Source organism: Streptomyces sp. H27-H1 (genome assembly GCF_026627445.1).
GTDB lineage: Bacteria > Actinomycetota > Actinomycetes > Streptomycetales > Streptomycetaceae > Streptomyces.
Map to the genome: position 1 here is coordinate 113,041 of NZ_JAPNLJ010000013.1, position 15,773 is coordinate 128,813.

11 protein-coding genes and 1 pseudogene are annotated in these 15,773 nt (G+C 71.8%); 1 reads left to right on the forward strand and 11 read right to left on the reverse strand.

What is annotated here, in order from left to right; genetic code table 11:
* Positions 1 to 6: 6 nt before the first annotated feature.
* The 9 genes and pseudogenes from OTB20_RS16665 to OTB20_RS16705 form a co-directional block, all read right to left on the reverse strand.
* A complete protein-coding gene (locus OTB20_RS16665) occupies positions 7 to 1,590 on the reverse strand; it encodes an alpha/beta hydrolase (RefSeq protein ID WP_267818294.1) in 1,584 nt (527 codons plus the stop codon).
* Between the two features lie 77 nt (positions 1,591 to 1,667).
* Complete coding sequence (locus OTB20_RS16670; protein ID WP_324290383.1) at positions 1,668 to 3,062, reverse strand: ABC transporter permease; 1,395 nt, start codon at positions 3,060 to 3,062, stop codon at positions 1,668 to 1,670.
* 88 nt (positions 3,063 to 3,150) lie between these two features.
* A pseudogene (locus OTB20_RS16675) lies at positions 3,151 to 3,575 on the reverse strand (response regulator transcription factor); the annotation flags it as partial.
* 279 nt (positions 3,576 to 3,854) lie between these two features.
* Positions 3,855 to 5,234: a protoporphyrinogen oxidase gene (hemG, locus tag OTB20_RS16680; RefSeq protein ID WP_267818298.1), complete on the reverse strand. Its 1,380-nt coding sequence runs from the start codon at positions 5,232 to 5,234 to the stop codon at positions 3,855 to 3,857.
* 55 nt (positions 5,235 to 5,289) lie between these two features.
* Entirely contained in the window at positions 5,290 to 6,489 is a 1,200-nt protein-coding gene (locus tag OTB20_RS16685) for a TIGR04053 family radical SAM/SPASM domain-containing protein (RefSeq protein WP_267818300.1), read from the reverse strand.
* Positions 6,486 to 7,211, reverse strand: a complete 726-nt coding sequence (narI, locus tag OTB20_RS16690; RefSeq protein ID WP_267818302.1) for a respiratory nitrate reductase subunit gamma — start codon at positions 7,209 to 7,211, stop codon at positions 6,486 to 6,488. The genes OTB20_RS16685 and narI overlap by 4 nt, the downstream gene beginning before the upstream one ends.
* Positions 7,211 to 7,969 (reverse strand): nitrate reductase molybdenum cofactor assembly chaperone, encoded by a 759-nt coding sequence (gene narJ / locus OTB20_RS16695; protein WP_267818304.1) that lies wholly within the window; start codon positions 7,967 to 7,969, stop codon positions 7,211 to 7,213. Before narJ ends, narI begins: the two co-directional genes overlap by 1 nt.
* Positions 7,966 to 9,546, reverse strand: coding sequence for a nitrate reductase subunit beta (narH, locus tag OTB20_RS16700; RefSeq protein ID WP_420716414.1), 1,581 nt, complete (start codon positions 9,544 to 9,546; stop codon positions 7,966 to 7,968). Before narH ends, narJ begins: the two co-directional genes overlap by 4 nt.
* A gap of 3 nt (positions 9,547 to 9,549) precedes the next feature.
* Positions 9,550 to 13,257, reverse strand: a complete 3,708-nt coding sequence (locus tag OTB20_RS16705; protein ID WP_267818308.1) for a nitrate reductase subunit alpha — start codon at positions 13,255 to 13,257, stop codon at positions 9,550 to 9,552.
* Between the two features lie 230 nt (positions 13,258 to 13,487).
* Here OTB20_RS16705 and OTB20_RS16710 point away from each other — a divergent pair, with 230 nt between their 5' ends.
* A complete protein-coding gene (locus OTB20_RS16710; RefSeq protein WP_267818310.1) occupies positions 13,488 to 14,228 on the forward strand; it encodes a YwiC-like family protein in 741 nt (246 codons plus the stop codon).
* A gap of 29 nt (positions 14,229 to 14,257) precedes the next feature.
* Here OTB20_RS16710 and OTB20_RS16715 read toward each other — a convergent pair whose 3' ends face one another.
* Both OTB20_RS16715 and OTB20_RS16720 read right to left on the reverse strand, forming a co-directional pair.
* Positions 14,258 to 14,761 (reverse strand): GNAT family N-acetyltransferase, encoded by a 504-nt coding sequence (locus tag OTB20_RS16715; protein ID WP_267818312.1) that lies wholly within the window; start codon positions 14,759 to 14,761, stop codon positions 14,258 to 14,260.
* A 76-nt stretch (positions 14,762 to 14,837) separates the two neighbouring features.
* Positions 14,838 to 15,743 (reverse strand): GNAT family N-acetyltransferase, encoded by a 906-nt coding sequence (locus OTB20_RS16720; protein WP_267818314.1) that lies wholly within the window; start codon positions 15,741 to 15,743, stop codon positions 14,838 to 14,840.
* Positions 15,744 to 15,773 lie beyond the last annotated feature (30 nt).

The window sequence follows — 15,773 nt, forward strand, 5'->3', positions numbered from 1 at the left end:
CCGGTGTCAGGCGGGCGCCGGCGAGGAGGGCGGGGGCGCCGCCGAGGCAGTGCAGACGGTGCCGGCGCCGGGCACCTTCCCGTCGAGCAGGTAGGCGTCGACGGCCTTCTGCACGCACGGGTCACCGCTGTTGTACGCGCCGTGCCCCTCGCCCTTGAAGGTGAGCTCCACGCCGACGCCGGGGCCGAGCCGCTCCACCATCTTGCGGGCGCCCTCGTACGGGGTCGCCGGGTCACCGGTGTTGCCGATCACCAGGATGGGCGCCGAGCCGGGCGCCGAGACGTCCGGGGTGTTCCAGGCGCCGGCGACGGGCCAGTCGGTGCAGCCCATCATGGCCCAGCCGAGGAAGTCCCCGAAGACGGGTGAGGCGGCGCGGAACTCGGGCAGCTTCGCCTTCGTCTGGGCCAGCGTGTACCGGTCCTTGGAGTCGGCACAGTTGATGGCGGTGTTGGCCGACCCGATGTTGCTGTAAGTGCCCTTGGGGTCCCGGCCGTTGAGGGCGTCCGACATGGCGAGCAGCAGTTGGCCCTGGCCGCCCTCGGCCTCGTCCAGGCCCTGCTCCAGCAGGGGCCAGGCCTCCTTGGAGTACAGGGCGAAGGCGATGCCGTTGGTCGCGGCGTCCTCCGTGAGCAGCCGGTCGCCGGAGCCGGGGACGGGCTTGGCCGCCAGCTCCTTCTGGAGCTTGATGATGTTCGCCTCGATCTCCTTGGCGGTGCTGCCCTGCAGGCGGCAGGAGTCGCCGCGGTTCACGCAGTCCTGGGCGAAGTTGCCGAGCGCCAGCTGGAAGCCCTTGGCCTGGCCGAGGGCCCCTTCCTCGGAGTTCTTGGTCGGGTCGACGACGGCGTCGAAGACGGCCCGGCCGACGTTCTTGGGGAAGAGGTGGGCGTAGACCCCGCCGAGTTCGGTGCCGTAGGAGATGCCGAAGTAGTTCAGCTTCTCGTCGCCGAGGGCCTGGCGGATCCGGTCCAGGTCGCGGGCGGCGTTCTCCGTGCCGACGTGGGGCAGCACCTTGCCGGACTTCGCCTCGCAGGCGTCCCGGTACTTCTTGCCGGTGGCGAGGAAGGCCTTCTCCTCCTCAGGAGTGGAGGGGCTGGAGTCGGAGGCGTAGTAAGCGTCCAGCTGCTTGTCGTCCTCGCAGCGGACGGGCGCGCTGCGGCCGACCCCGCGCGGGTCGAAGCTGACCAGGTCGTACCGCTGGCGCAGGGCCGCGTACTCCTTCGCCGCGCCGGGCAGGGTGGTGATGCCGGAGCCGCCGGGGCCGCCGAAGTTGAAGACCAGCGAACCGATGCGCTTGTCCTTGTCCCGGGCCTTGGCCCGGATGAGCGCCAGCGGGATCGTCTCCCCTTCCGGCTCCGCGTAGTCGAGGGGTACGTCGAGGACGGCGCACTGCCAGTCCTTGCCGGGGACCTGCCCGCCGCCCTCGGCGGCGGTGGGTGCCTCGCAGTCCCCCCACTTCGGCTTCTTGACGCCCTGAGCGGCGCCGTCCTTGCCCCTCTTCTCCTCGCCTCCGCCATCGGAACAGGCACTGCTGGCGAGCAGCGCGGCGGCAGCGGCGGCGGCAGCGGTGATCCGCAGGGCGTGTGTCGGCATGTCCTCATCCTGTGCGCGCCCCGCCCCTTCCGCCCCCGCGCTGACCCATCCGGGTCACGCGGCGCGGAAGAGCCCGGTCACTGGGCCGCGGTGGCGGCGGGAATGTCCACGCGGGCGGCCCTGCGGGCCGGCCAGAGGGAGGCGAGCAGGGCCCCGGCCAGGGCGAGCAGCACCCCGAGGGCGAGTCGTCCCCAGGGAACGACCAGGGCGTGACCCACGACGCTCTCCTGGAGGGTGCGGCCGAGCGCCCAGCCCGTGAAGATGCCCATGACCGTGCCGACGGCCGCGCCGAGGGCGCCGACGAGCAGGGCCTCCATGCGGATCATCCGGGCCACTCCGGCGCGGTCCAGGCCGATGGCGCGCAGGGTGCCGATCTCCTTGCGGCGTTCGAGGACGGACATCGCGAGGGTGTTGGCGATGCCCGGGGCGGCGATCACCAGGGCCATGCCGAGCAGGGCGTAGAAGACGTTCAGCTGGTTGTCGATGCCGCTGGTGTCCTCGGCCCGGATGGCTTCCTTGTCCAGGACGGACAGGGCGGGGTTGTCGCCGAGGGCCTTGGTGATGCCGGCGAAGGCGGCCCGGCCGGGTCCGCCCGCGGTGGCCACGACGATCGCGTCGGTGTTCGGGGCGGAGTCGTAGCGGGCGACCAGGGAGTCGGGTGCGGTCACGCTGGGCAGCAGGTTGCTCTGCTGGTCCGCCGCCCGGTAGATCGCGCCGATGGTGACCTCGCCCTCCTTGCCCAGCCGCTTCAGCGGCAGGCTCCGGCCGACCTTCCAGCCGTTCGCCCGGGCCTTGAAATCGGCCACGGCGATCTTGTCCTGGGCGAGGCTGTCGAGGGAGCCCTCGGTGACCTCGCAGCGCAGGAGGCGGCCGATGGCGGCGGGGTCGACCCCGGTCAGGACGGAGGAGACGCCACCGATCCGGTACTGGGTGGACTGGTTGAGCGGGCTGTAGGAAGCACCCGGCAGCTTCCCCAGGAGCCCGGCGGTGGCGGGGGCCAGCCCCCGGACGCCCGGAGCGGTCTTCACCAGGTAGTCGCCGGTGAGGTCACGGGTGGTCGCGCCGTCGAGGTACTGGGTGGCGGAGACCCCGAGCACGGACAGGCCCGAGGCGAGCGTGAGGGCGATGGCGAGCGCGGCGGCCGTGGCGCCCGTACGGCGGGGATCGCGCACGGTGTTGCGGGCGGCGAGGTCGCCGTGCACCGGGTTCACGCGGATCAGCAGCGGCCGGAGCAGGGCCACGAACGGCCGCGACAGGAGCGGGATGAGGCCGATCGCCCCGGCCAGGGTGAGGGCGGCGCCGACCCCGATGACGGCCCGGGCGTCCTCCTTCCCCGCGCCGAACGCCCCGTACAGCACGGCGGCGGTGCCCGTGAGTACGAGGGCGGCGCCGACGGCGGTGCGCGGGGAGCCGGGGCGTGCGGGCGCGGCGGGCTCGGCGGCGCTGAGGGCGGCGACGGGCGGGATGGCCATGGCCCGGCGGATCGGCAACCAGGCGGCGATCACGGGCAGGGCGGTGCCGACGGCCAGCGCGACGACCACGGTGCCGGGGAGGAGGACCACCGCCGGTGTCGATGGTGAGTTCGCCGAAGACCAGCAGGTCGCCCCCGGAGGGGGCCGGCCCGTTGCCCGCGGCCGGTCCGGCGCCGGGGGGCGGGGCGTAGGTGGCGCGGCGCAGCAGCGAGCGGATGCGGGCCACGAGCACGTTGGTGTCCACGGGCTTGACCACGTAGTCGTCCGCTCCGGCCTCCGGACCGGCGACGATGTCCAGCCCGTCGCCGCGGGCCGACATCATCAGGACCGGGACCAGGCTGGTCTCGCGGACCTTGCGGCACAGGCCGATGCCGTCCGGGCCGGGCAGCATCACGTCCAGGATCAGCAGGTCGAAGCCTCCTCGCGGAAGGTTTCGAGGCCGGTGAGTCCATCGGCTGCGGCCCGCACCCGGTACCCGTAGCGCTCCAGGGCCACGCTGAAGGAGCGGCGCATCAGCTCGTCGTCCTCCACCAGCAGCACGCGGACGGGGCGCGCGGCGGCGGGAGGCGGGGCGGCGCAGGACACGGGGGGACGACTCCTGTTCGGCGGACGGGTCCCTGAGACGAACGATAGGGCCGCGGCGGCCGTGATTCCCCTCGCGGCGGCCCCGCGCACCGATCAGATGAACAGTCGAGCGTTCGCTGATACGCGCCCGATACGAAGGCTGCGCGTTACGGCCGCGCCCGAGCGCCGAGCCCCGAGCCCCGAGCGCCGGACCTCGACGGCCGGACCCTACGGCTGGGCGAGGATCTGCTTGGCCGCCGCGCGTCCCGTCGCGACGCAGGCGGCCACGCCCACGCCCTCGTACGCCGCTCCGCACAGGGCGATGCCCGGGAGCTTGCCGGCGGCCTCGCGGATGCGGGCGACCCGCTCGCGGTGGCCGACGCCGTACTGGGGCAGGCCCCGGTCCCAGCGGGTGACGCGGGTGGCCAGGGGTTCGCCCATGGGGCCCACCGCGCGGTGGAGTTCGGTGATGGCCGAGCGGACCAGGTGGCGGTCGGGGCGGCCGAGCAGCTCGTCCTGGCCGATACGGCCGACGGAGGCGCGGAGCACGAAGGTCTCGGGGGCCGAGTCGTGCAGCCAGGACCACTTGTTGGAGAGGAAGGACGCGGCCTTGAGGGTGTGGCCGTCGACCGGCGGGACCAGGAAGCCGTTGCCCTGGGGGAGGAAGTGGGCCTGGGCGCGGGAGAAGGCCATCGTGATGACGGCCGTCGACGCGTGCGCGATCGAGGAGAGCTCGGTCTCGGCGAGCGGGGAATGCGGGCGCAGCAGCTCCGCCGCCGCGAAGGCGGGGAGCGCGAGGATCACCGCGTCGGCCTCCATCGTCAGCGCGCCGTCGCCGGTCATCGCCTGGACGCGCCAGCGGCCGTCGGCGATCTGCTGCAGCGAGCGAGCCGTCGTACCGGTGAGGATGCGCGCTCCGCAGGCGTCCGCGACGGCCGCCGGGAAGCGCCCGGTGCCGCCGACGACGCCCTGGACGGCCACGGCCGCCGAGCGCGGGGCGCCCGCCGCGCGCATCCGGCGCAGGGCGGGGAGGAGCGGGGTGCCCTGTTCCGCGAGGGCCGCGATCCGGGGCATGGCCGCGCGCAGCGAGAGCCGGTCGGCGAGGCCGGCGTAGACGCCGCCCAGCACGGGTTCGACGAGGCGGTCGACGGCCTCCTGGCCGAAGCGGGCCGCCAGGTACGCGGTGACCGAGCAGTCCTCGGTGAGCGGGGTGGCCGGGAGGGTCTCCTCGGCGGCGACGCGTTCGAGGCCCTCGGGGGAGAGCAGGCCGGTGCCGGCCAGCGCGGAGGGGTCGGTGGGGATGCCCATCACATGGCCGGGGGGCAGCGGGCGCAGGGCGCCGTTGGTCCAGATGGTGGTGGGGGCCTGCGCCGGATCGCAGAGGGCTTCGCCGAGTCCGACGGCGGCGGCCAGTTCCACGGCTTCCGGACGCAGGGCCATGAGGGACTCCGCGCCCTCGTCGACGGTGATGCCGGCGATGGTGCCGGTCCGGAGCTTCCCGCCGACCTTGGCGTGGCTCTCCAGGACGGTCACGTCGGCCTGGCCGCGCAACTGCCATGCGGCGGCCAGACCGCTGATACCGCCACCGATGACGATCACTGAACGCATTGTGTTCTCCTGTGGCCGATATGCCCCCACATGAAACATATGGGAGCGGGGTGAGTCAGCGCCTCATGCTTTCGGCCAAAGCCTTGAGATCCTCCTGATGGGGGAAGCTGCCGGGCTCGTACGCGCAGTACGGATCCGCTTCCAGCACGTCGCGCGTGAATCCGTACGCCCGTGAGCGAGACCCCCCGCACACCGTCTTGAACTCGCACGCCCCGCACTTCCCGCGCAGCAGCGAGGGGTCGCGGAGCGTGGTGAAGAGCGCCGATCCGCGGTAGATGTCGGTGAGCGGGTGGTTCTTCACGTTGCCCGCCGAGACGGGCAGGAAGCCGCTGGGGTGGACCTCGCCCGTGTGTGAGATGAAGACGAAGCCGCGGCCCGAGGAGACGTCCATGGGCGGCCGGCGGACGGCCCGCCGCTCCCCGTCGAAGACCCCCAGCTCGTGGGCGCGGGCGGACAGGCGCTCGTGGAGCGGGCCCAGGACGGGCCGCTCGCCGCGTGCCTCCAGGACGGTGCGCTGCATGGCGACCCGCCGGAAGTGGTGGCCCTCCGTCGTCTTGGTGGCCATCACCGCACCGCAGTCGTAGAGGAAGTGCAGGACGTCCTCGACCTCGGCGGCCGTCAGCGAGTCCAGCTGTTCCCCGCGGCCGGTCGGGACCAGCACGAAACCCGACCACAGCATGGCACCCTCGCGCTTGACCAGCGCCGCGATATCGGCCAGGTCCTCCAGGCTGTCGCGGGTGACCGTGGTGTTGATCTGCACCTTGAGCCCGAGCTCCCGGGCGGCCCGCCAGCCCTCCAGCGTCCAGTCGTAGACCCCGGGCACCCCCCGGAAGGCGTCGTGCCGCTCGGCCGTCGAACCGTCGAGCGAGAGCGAGAGCGCGATGGCCCCCGCTTCCCGCACCGCTACGAGGTTCTCCCGGGTCAGCGTCGGCGTACCCGAGGGGGACACCGCGACGCGCAGGCCGAGCGAGGTCCCGTACGCGACCAGGTCGGTGAGGTCGGCGCGCTGGAAGGGGTCCCCGCCGGTGATCACGAAGAGCGGGGCGGGCTTGCCGAAGGCGGCGATCTGGTCCATCACCCGCCGGGCGTCCGTCCCGTCGAGCTCCTCGGGGTGGCGCAGGGTCTGCGCCTCGGCCCGGCAGTGCAGACAGGCCAGCGGGCAGGCCCGGGTGGCTTCCCAGATGACGATGAAGGGCCGTTCGGAGACCGCGTGCCGGGGCCGGCGGACGACCGTGCGGTCGGGGCGCCGGGTCATGACACGCGCTCCCAGCCGCGCTTGCTCGGGCGGTTGGCGAGCTGCTCGGGGTCCCGCTTGCGGTAGACCACGTACGGCCGGAACAAGTACTTCAGCGGCACCGAGAACATGTGCACCAGGCGGGAGTACGGGATCAGCGCGAACAGCACGAAGCCGAAGATGATGTGGATCTTGAAGGCGAGCGGGGCCGCCGCCATCAGGTGGTAGTCGGGGGTGAGCGTGAACAGGCTGCGGAACCACAGCGAGATGCCATCGCGATAGTTGTAACCGTCCATCATCCCGGCCGAGTTCAGCATCGTGGCCGTCAGCCCGAGCATCATCGCGCCGAGCAGGCACGTGTACATCGCGTGGTCGCTGCGCAGCGTGGCCTTGCGTACGGCAGGCACCTTGAAGCGCCGGTGGACCAGGATCCCGATGCCGACGGCTGCCGCGACGCCCGCGACCGTGCCGGTGGCCAGGGCGATCAGGTGGTACGCGTGGTCGCTCAGTCCCACCGCGTCGGTCCAGCTCTTGGGGATGAGCAGGCCGACGACGTGGCCCAGGATCACGAAGAGCATGCCGAAGTGGAAGAGCGGCGATCCGATGCGCAGCAGCCGCGACTCGTGCAGCTGCGAGGAGTGCGTGGTCCAGCCGAACTTGTCGAACCGGGCCCGCCAGACCGTGCCCGCGATCAGCAGCGCGATGGAGACGTACGGGAGTACGCCCCACAGGAGGAGGTCCATCAGGCGGGCATCCTTTCGGAGGCGACGGAGGCGACGGAGGCGACGGAGGCGACGGAGGCAGCAGCGTTCGTGGCCCTCGCGCTCGTGGGCCAGGGGAGGCCGGTCGGAGCCCCGAGGGGGAAGTCGGCCGGCATGTCGATGCCCGGCCCGAAGGGTTCGAGCGCCGAGCCCGCGCCGACCAGCTCCTGTGGCGGCCCGTTCTTCGCGAGGGCCTTCGCCTCCGCCTTGGTCTCGGGGGAGGGGCCGGGCAGCGTCGCGCAGACGGCCTCCATGACCCGGGCGTACGGGGAGGCGGACTCGGTGAGCGCCAGGCGCAGCAGCTCCAGCCCGGCCCGGTGCTCCTGGAGCAGCTCGGTGCCGGCCTCCTCCTGGCGGGCGGCGAACTCCAGGGCCACCGGCAGGAAGTCGGGCAGTTCCTCGCCCGCGAACTCCAGCCCGAAGTCCCGGTAGATCCGCTTCAGCCGGACCAGGGACAGCCCGCGCCGGCGGGTGTCCCCGTCCACCCACCAGGTGAGGTAGAGGCAGCGCCGGTTGCGGGTGTCGAAGGTCGAGGTGTACTGGGCGCACAGCTCGATCGGGGTCTGGCGCTCGGTTTCGTCGAGGAACGAGCCGAGGAGTCGGGCCGGTTCGGCGGGCGCCCCGGCGAGGGCCGCACGGAGCCGCGGGAGTTCATCGTGGAAGTGGTCGCCGGGGTACTGCAGTACGCAGCCCGCGACCAGGCGCAGCAGTGCATCGCCACTCATCGGGTACCGGGTCACGTCCGCCTCCTGGTATCGCCGAGATTGAGCATCACGCGGGGTTCGGGCAGCGCGCCGACCGGGCACCCCTGCTCGACGTCGTTCAGCGGGTGGGAGTCGAAGAGAGCGTCGGCCTCGGCGCGGGCGGCACTCGGGACCACGAAGCGGTCCTCGATCTTGGCGATGGCGAGGAGGCGGAACATGTCCTCCATCTCCTGGCCGGACAGTCCGACGGCCCGGGCTATCGACTCGTCCTTCTCCTCGCCCAGGTTGACGCGGCGCATGTAGGCGCGCATCGCGGCCATCCGGCGCAGCACCGCCTCCACCGGCACGGTGTCCCCGGCGGTGAGCACCGCGGCGAGGTACTCGACGGGGATGCGCATGGCGTCGATGGCGCCGAACAGGTTCCCGGCGTCCTCGCCGTCGCTGCCGGTGGCGGCGACCGCCTCGACGACGGGGGAGAGCGGCGGGACGTACCAGACCATCGGCATCGTCCGGTACTCCGGGTGGAGCGGGAGAGCGACCTGGTAGGTGGCGATCAGGTCGTAGACCGGGGAGTCGCGGGCCGCGTCGAGCCACTCGTCGGTGATGCCGGCCGCGCGGGCCGCGGCGATCACGACCGGGTCCGCCGGGTCCAGGAAGCATTCGAGCTGCGAGGGGTACAGATCGTGCTCGTCCTCGACCGCGGCGGCCTCGGCGACCTTGTCGGCGTCGTAGAGCATCACGCCGAGGTAGCGCATCCGGCCCACGCACGTCTCCGAGCACACCGTCGGCATGCCGACCTCGATGCGCGGGAAGCAGAACGTGCACTTCTCGGCCTTGCCGGTCTGGTGGTTGAAGTACACCTTCTTGTACGGACAGCCGGTCACGCACATCCGCCAGCCGCGGCACTGGTCCTGGTCGACCAGGACGATGCCGTCCTCCTCGCGCTTGTACATCGCGCCGGACGGACAGGAGGAGACGCACGCGGGGTTGAGGCAGTGCTCGCAGATGCGCGGGAGGTAGAACATGAAGCTCTGCTCGAACTCGAAGCGGATCTTCTCGCCGACCTCGTCGCGGATCTTCTCGATGATCGGGTCCTTCGGCGCGTGCGTGGGGGCGCCGCCGAGGTTGTCGTCCCAGTTCGGACCCCACTCGATCTTGTCGATCGGCTCGCCGGTGATCTGCGAGACGGGCCGGGCGGTGGGCATGTCGTCGCCCGCCGGGGCCTCGGTGAGGTTCTTGTACTCGTAGGTCCAGGGCTGGTAGTAGTCGTCGATCTCCGGGAGGTCCGGGTTCGCGAAGATCTTGCCCAGCTTGGCGAGGCGGCCGCCCGCCTTGAGGCGGAGCTTGCCGACTCGGGGCCTCCCCGCGGAACGTAGGGGATGGGTGAGCTCCCAGCCGCCCTTCCACTTCTCCTGGTCCTCCCAGCGGCGCGGGTAGCCCTGGCCGGGGAGGGTTTCGACGTTGTTGAACCAGACGTACTCGGTGCCCTGCCGGTTGGTCCACGCCTGCTTGCAGGTGACCGAGCAGGTGTGGCAGCCGATGCACTTGTCGAGGTTCATGACCATCGCGACCTGTGCCATGACACGTCCGATGGGAGCTGCGCTCCGGGGCATTGTTTAGAACTCCACCTTCTGGTCACGGCGGCGGATGACCGTCACCTCGTCGCGCTGGTTGCCGGTCGGGCCCAGGTAGTTGAAGGCCCAGGTCAGCTGGGCGTAGCCGCCGATGAGGTGGGTGGGCTTGAGCATCACCCGGGTCAGCGAGTTGTGGATGCCGCCGCGGCGGCCGGTCTTCTCCGTCTTCGGGACGCCGACCGTGCGCTCCTGCGCGTGGTTCATGTAGACCGTGCCGGGCGGCATCTTGTGGGAGACGATCGCGCGGGCGGTGATCACGCCGTTGCGGTTGACCGCCTCGATCCAGTCGTTGTCCCGGACCCCGATGGCGGCGGCGTCCTGCGGGGACATCCACACCGTCTGGCCGCCGCGGCCCAGCGTCATCATGTACAGGTTGTCCTGGTACTGGCTGTGGATCGCCCACTTGTTGTGCGGGGTCAGGTACCGCACGGCCACCGACTTCGCCTTCTCGTCCACCGTGCCGAGCTCGGGTTCCCCGTACAGGACGTGCATGTTCAGCGGCGGCTTGTAGACGGGCAGGGACTCCCCGACCTCGTGCAGCCAGTCGTGGTCGATGAAGAAGTGCTGGCGGCCGGTGAGGGTGTGCCAGGGCTTGAGGTGCTCGGTGTTGATCGTGAAGGCCGTGTACCGGCGCCCGCCGGACTCCGAACCCGACCACTCGGGCGAGGTGATCACCGGGACCGGGCGGGCCTGGGTGTCGGCGAAGGTGATCCGCTTGCCCTCGGCCTCGGCGGCCAGGTGGGCCATCGGGGTGCCCACCTTCTTCTCCAGCGTCTCGAACCCCTGCGTGGCCAGGCGGCCGTTGGAGGTGCCGGACAGGGAGAGGATCGCCTCGCAGGCCTGCTGGGCGGTGTCCAGGCGCGGCCGGCCGTCGGCGACTCCGCCGCGGACCGTGCCGTTCTTGCGGCCGAGGTAGTCGACCTCCTCGGCCACGTCGAAGGTGACCGCCTTCGTGGTCACGCCCAGCTTGTCGACGAGCGGGCCGAGCGCCTTGAACTTCTCGCCGACCGCCCCGTAGTCCCGCTCCACGACCGTCAGGTTGTACATCGTCCGGCCCGGTACGGGCTCGCACTCGCCCTTCGACCAGTCCAGGGCGACCCCGCCGGGCTGGGCCATCTCGCCGCCCGGGGTGTCGTGCTGCAGGGCGGTGGCGACCAGGTCCTTGCGCACGCCCAGGTGGGTCTTCGCGAGCTCGCCGAACCGCTCGGCCAGGGTCTTGAAGGCGTCGTAGTCGGAGCGGGCCTGCCACGGCGGATCCACGGCCGGGGTGAAGGCGTGCAGGAAGGGGTGCATGTCCGTGGAGGACAGGTCGTGCTTCTCGTACCAGGTGGCCGCCGGGAGGACCACGTCGGAGAGCAGCGTCGTGGACGTCATCCGGAAGTCCATGGACATGAGCAGGTCGAGCTTGCCCTCCACGTCCTCCTCCCGGTACGTCACGTCCTTCGGCGTGCAGCGCGGACCGTCGTCGGGGAGGTTGGAGTGGGTGCCCAGGAGGTGCTTGAGGAAGTACTCGTTGCCCTTGGAGCTGGATCCCAGCAGGTTGGCCCGCCATACGTTGAGCACGCGCGGCCAGTTGTGCGGGGCGTCCGGGTCCTCGCCGGCGAAGCCGAGCTCGCCGCTCCTCAGCTGCCGGACCGTCTCCGCGACCGGGTCCTCGGCCTCCGCCAGCTCCAGCGGGTTGCGGTCGAAAGTCGGGTACGAGGGCATCCAGCCCATCCGGGTGCTCGCTGCCAGGCAGTCCGAGCCCGTCATCCCCTCGAAGGCACCGGTGGCGAGCGGGGAGGCGAGGGCCTCGGCCGGAAGGGTGTCGTAGCGCCACTGGTCGGTGTGCAGGTAGAACCAGGCCGCGCCGATCATCTGGCGCGGCGGGCGCGACCAGTCGGAGGCGGCGGCCAGCGTCGCCCAGCCGGTGACCGGGCGGCACTTCTCCTGGCCGACGTAGTGGCCCCAGCCGCCGCCGTTGTGGCCCTGGCAGCCGGTGAGGGTGAGCAGGGCCAGGAACGAGCGGTAGATGGTCTCCGAGTGGAACCAGTGGTTGGTGCCCGCGCCCATCAGGATCATGCAGCGGCCCCGGGACTGCTCGGCGGTCTGCGCGAACTCCCGTGCCACGCGCGCCGCCTGGGCCGCGGGGACCGAGGTCAGCGACTCCTGCCAGCCGGGGGTGCCCGGGGCGCTCGCGTCCTCGTAGCCGGTGGGCCACACGCCCGGCAGGCCGTCGCGGGCCACACCGTACTGGGCGAGCATCAGGTCGAAGACGGTCGTGACGAGCCGGTCCCCCGAGGCGGTCGCGAGGCGCCGTACGGGCACACCGCGGCGGATCGTGCCGCGCGGCCTCCCGTCCTGGTCCACACCCTGTTCGTCGTCCTCGAAGCGGGGGAGGGTGATCTCCACGCTCTCGTCGCAGGCGCCGTGGAGGGTCAGCCGCGGGACGGTGTCGCCCAGTTCGAGATTCCACTCGGGCTTCTCGTTCTTGCCCCAGCGGTGGCCGAGGGTGCCGTTCGGGACGACGGGCTCGCCGGTCGTGTCGTCGATCAGCACCGTCTTCCACTGCGCGTTCCCGGTGTCCTGACCGAGATCCGCGGCGGTGACGAACTTGCCCGGAACCAGGCCCTGTTCGGTCTCCTTCAGGGAAACCAGGAAAGGCAGGTCCGTGTACTGGCGGACGTAATCCGTGAAGAACGGCGTCTGCTTGTCGACGAAGAATTCCTTGAGGATGACATGGCCCATCGCGAGGGCCAGCGCACCGTCCGTACCGGGGTGCGGGTGCATCCATTCGTCGGCGAATTTCGTGTTGTCCGCGTAATCGGGGGAAACGGTGACGACCTTCTGGCCGCGGTAGCGGGCCTCGGCCATCCAGTGCGCGTCCGGGGTACGGGTGACGGGGACGTTCGAGCCCCACATCATCAGGTACGCGGCGTCCCACCAGTCGCCCGACTCCGGCACGTCCGTCTGGTCCCCGAAGACCTGCGGAGAGGCGACCGGGAGATCGGCGTACCAGTCGTAGAAGGACAGCATCGGCGCGCCGATGAGCGAGTGGAAACGGGCGCCGGCCGCGTGCGAGGCCATCGACATCGCCGGGATCGGCGAGAAGCCCGCGACCCGGTCGGGGCCGTGCTCCCTGATCGTGTGCACGTGCGCGGCGGCGACGATCTCCGTCGCCTCTTCCCACGTCGCGCGCACCAGCCCGCCCTTGCCGCGCGCCTGCTGGTAGCCGCGCCGGCGCACCGGGTCGCCCTGGATGTCGGCCCAGGCCTCGACCGGGTCGCCCAGCCGCGCCTTGGCCTCGCGGTACATCTCCAGCAGGGCGCCGCGCACGTACGGATAGCGCACCCGGGTGGGGGAGTAGGAGTACCAGGAGAACGAGGCGCCGCGCGGGCAGCCGCGGGGCTCGTACTCGGGGCTGTCGGGGCCGACCGAGGGGTAGTCGGTGGACTGGGTCTCCCAGGTGATGATCCCGTCCTTGACGTAGACCTTCCACCGGCAGGAGCCCGTGCAGTTCACGCCGTGGGTGGAGTACACGACCTTGTCGTGGCTCCACCGGTCCCGGTAGAACGCCTCCGCGGCGCGACCGCCCGTCCTGTGGACGGTCCGCAGGTCGTCGGAGACCTCGGCCTTCGTGAAGAAGCTGCCCGCCTTGATCAGCGATTCGGCGGCGTCCTGGTGTTCTCGACGTCCGTGACGCTCGTACAAGGCGACCCTCCAGGCGGGCGGTAAGAGGCGGTGCGTGGGCCCGGGCAAGATGACCCACGAACGACGCTACGCCCGGCGCGGAGGCGAATCCGATGACAAAGGTCCCGTACGGGCGTGACCTAATTCCGGTCTTTCACGGGTCGAGTGGATGCCACGCTGGACAAGGCCAACTTCGTTGTGCGGCCGGAAATTTACGAGCCCGAATACCAATTATCGAAAGGCCGGGGAACGTGCCGCCGAAGAAGGCCTCCTGGATCCCGGACCAGCACGGGGCGTGGGCGATGCTCACGGTGCCGTTCCTCGCGGGCACCTTCCTCTCCCCGCGGCCCGGACGGCAGCACGCCCTGCTCCTGGCGGCCTGGCTGCTCGGCTACGCGACGGTCTTCCACGCCCAGCAGTGGCTGCGCCTGCGCCGGGTCGCCGCCCGGCGTCCGCAGGCGGCGCGGCGGCACGTCCGCCCTGCACTCGTCCTCGGCGCCGCGACCGCCCTCGCGGGGATCCCGCTCGCGGCGTCCCACCCCTGGCTGCTGCTCGCGGGCGCGGCGGCGGCGCCCTTCGTGGCCGTGAACGCCTGGTACGCGTGGCGCAACCGCGAACGGGCACTGGCCAACGGACTGGCCGCGGTGGTCCCGGCGTGCGGAATGCTGCTGGTCGCCGCGCGGCTGGGCGGGGGAGGACTGCCGTGGGCGCCCACCGCCGCCTGCCTGCTGTACTTCGCGGGCACGGTCCCGTACGTGAAGACGATGATCAGGGAACGGAACTCCCGTACGTACTACCTCGGTTCAGTGGCCCATCACGCGGCGGCCGTGGCCCTGGCGTCCTGCCTCTCCCCCGGGCTGGCCCTCCCCTTCGCGGCCTACCTGGCCCGGGCCGCCGCCCTCCCCGGCCGCGGGATCAAGGTCCCGGTGGTCGGCGCCGTCGAACTCGCCGCCTCGATGGCCCTGCTCACTTCGCTGCTGCTGCTCTTCTAGCGCTCCAGCGGGGGATCCTGCCCTAGCTGTCAGGGCAACGGGCGCGTGAGCCAGGCCACTTCACCGCTGTCCTCCGTGGAGACGCGGTCCCGCTCGAACCCGAGCTTCTCCAGGACCCGGAGCGAGGGGGTGTTCCATGTCCCGACGGTCGACCAGAGGCGCTTCCGCCCGGTCGCGACAGCGGCATCGAGCACCGCGCCGGCCGCTTCGGTGGCGTAGCCGCGCCCGTGCGCGTGCTGGAACAACTCGTAGGCGATTTCGGGCTCCTCCAGGGTGGTGCGGCCGATGATCAACCCGCAATAGCCGATGAAGTCGCCTTCGTCGCGGCGCTGGATGGGCAGCAGGGCGATCCCCGTGTCTTGCGTCGCGGTGAGCAGCTCCGCGATGGCCGTCCGGATGCGCTCGACCGGGGGCGTTCCCTTGCCGCGTTCGGAGAGGAGGGCGCAGAACTCGGCGGCGTCCGACACGGCCCACGGCCGCAGTACCAGCCGCTCGGTCTCGAGGTGGAACGACATCGTCTCGTACGTGGCCATGGCCCCCACTCTTCCCCACGGATCATCACGGACCACAGCTGGAGTACCAGCCCCCCGGCCGGGGGGCGCTCCCGCCCTAGAGCTTGAACGAGCGGAACTCGTCCAGTACGGCGAAGCCCGTGGCCTCGTACAGGCCCATCGCCACCTCGTTGCCGCCGAAGACGTTGAACATCAGCGCCCCGTCACCGCCCTGCCGGGCGGCCCACTCGCCGACGGCCATCGCGGCCCGGCCGTAGCCCTTGCCGCGGTGCTCCTCGTACACCTCCAGCGAGAAACCGAAGGTCACGCCCGGCAGGAAGCCGTGGTTCACCCAGCCCGTGCCGATCACCTGCCCCTCGGCCTCCAGCGCGTAGAAGGCGTGCCCGGGGGTCAGATAGCCCTGCGGTAGGTGGCGGGCGAAGTCCTCGTCCGACTTGGTCCTGGCCTGCTCCGGGGTCAGGGCCCCGGCCCGGACGATGTCCGCGACGTACGCGGCCTCCTCGCCGGCGTACCAGCCCGGGTACTCCTCCTCGGTCAGCCGGCGGACGGCCAGACCCGGCGGCAGCTCGGGCCGCTCGGCCACGGTGCGCATCCGGTTCTGCCCCCGTACGAGATAGCCGGCGAACCTCGCCGCCGCCGCGTTGTCCGCGCCGGTCAGCCGGACCTCCACCCGCTGCGCGCCCTGTTCGGCGCACCACCGCTCGGCCCACTCGCGCGCGACCGCTCCCGGCGCCGTCAGGTCGTGGATCCTTCCCACGGCCGCCCCGTTGTCCTCGGACACCCCGACCGCGATCCACCCGGCGCCGTCCGTGGCCACCGTCCAGTCGTCGATCCCCTTCAGCGCCCGCTCCAGCAGGGCCCGGGCCAGCGGCTCCGGGCAGCCCGCGGCCCGGTACCCCGCCAGTACCCGCTCCTCGAACCCGGCCCGCCACTCGGCCTGGTCCGGTACGACCCGTATCGCGTTGCCGCTGCCGCTGCCGCTGCCGCTGCCGTTGTCGTTCATCCGGTCACCCTAGGCAGGCGGACCGGCAGG

Excerpts from the sequence above, each read along its gene's own strand:
- OTB20_RS16670 (WP_324290383.1), bottom strand. The coding sequence starts at position 3,062 with ATGGCCATCCCGCCCGTCGCCGCCCTCAGCGCCGCCGAGCCCGCCGCG.
- narI (WP_267818302.1), bottom strand. The coding sequence starts at position 7,211 with ATGGACCTCCTCCTGTGGGGCGTACTCCCGTACGTCTCCATCGCGCTG.
- hemG (WP_267818298.1), bottom strand. The coding sequence starts at position 5,234 with ATGCGTTCAGTGATCGTCATCGGTGGCGGTATCAGCGGTCTGGCCGCC.
- OTB20_RS16685 (WP_267818300.1), bottom strand. The coding sequence starts at position 6,489 with ATGACCCGGCGCCCCGACCGCACGGTCGTCCGCCGGCCCCGGCACGCG.
- OTB20_RS16665 (WP_267818294.1), bottom strand. The coding sequence starts at position 1,590 with ATGCCGACACACGCCCTGCGGATCACCGCTGCCGCCGCCGCTGCCGCC.
- narH (WP_420716414.1), bottom strand. The coding sequence starts at position 9,546 with ATGCCCCGGAGCGCAGCTCCCATCGGACGTGTCATGGCACAGGTCGCG.
- OTB20_RS16720 (WP_267818314.1), bottom strand. The coding sequence starts at position 15,743 with ATGAACGACAACGGCAGCGGCAGCGGCAGCGGCAGCGGCAACGCGATA.
- OTB20_RS16715 (WP_267818312.1), bottom strand. The coding sequence starts at position 14,761 with ATGGCCACGTACGAGACGATGTCGTTCCACCTCGAGACCGAGCGGCTG.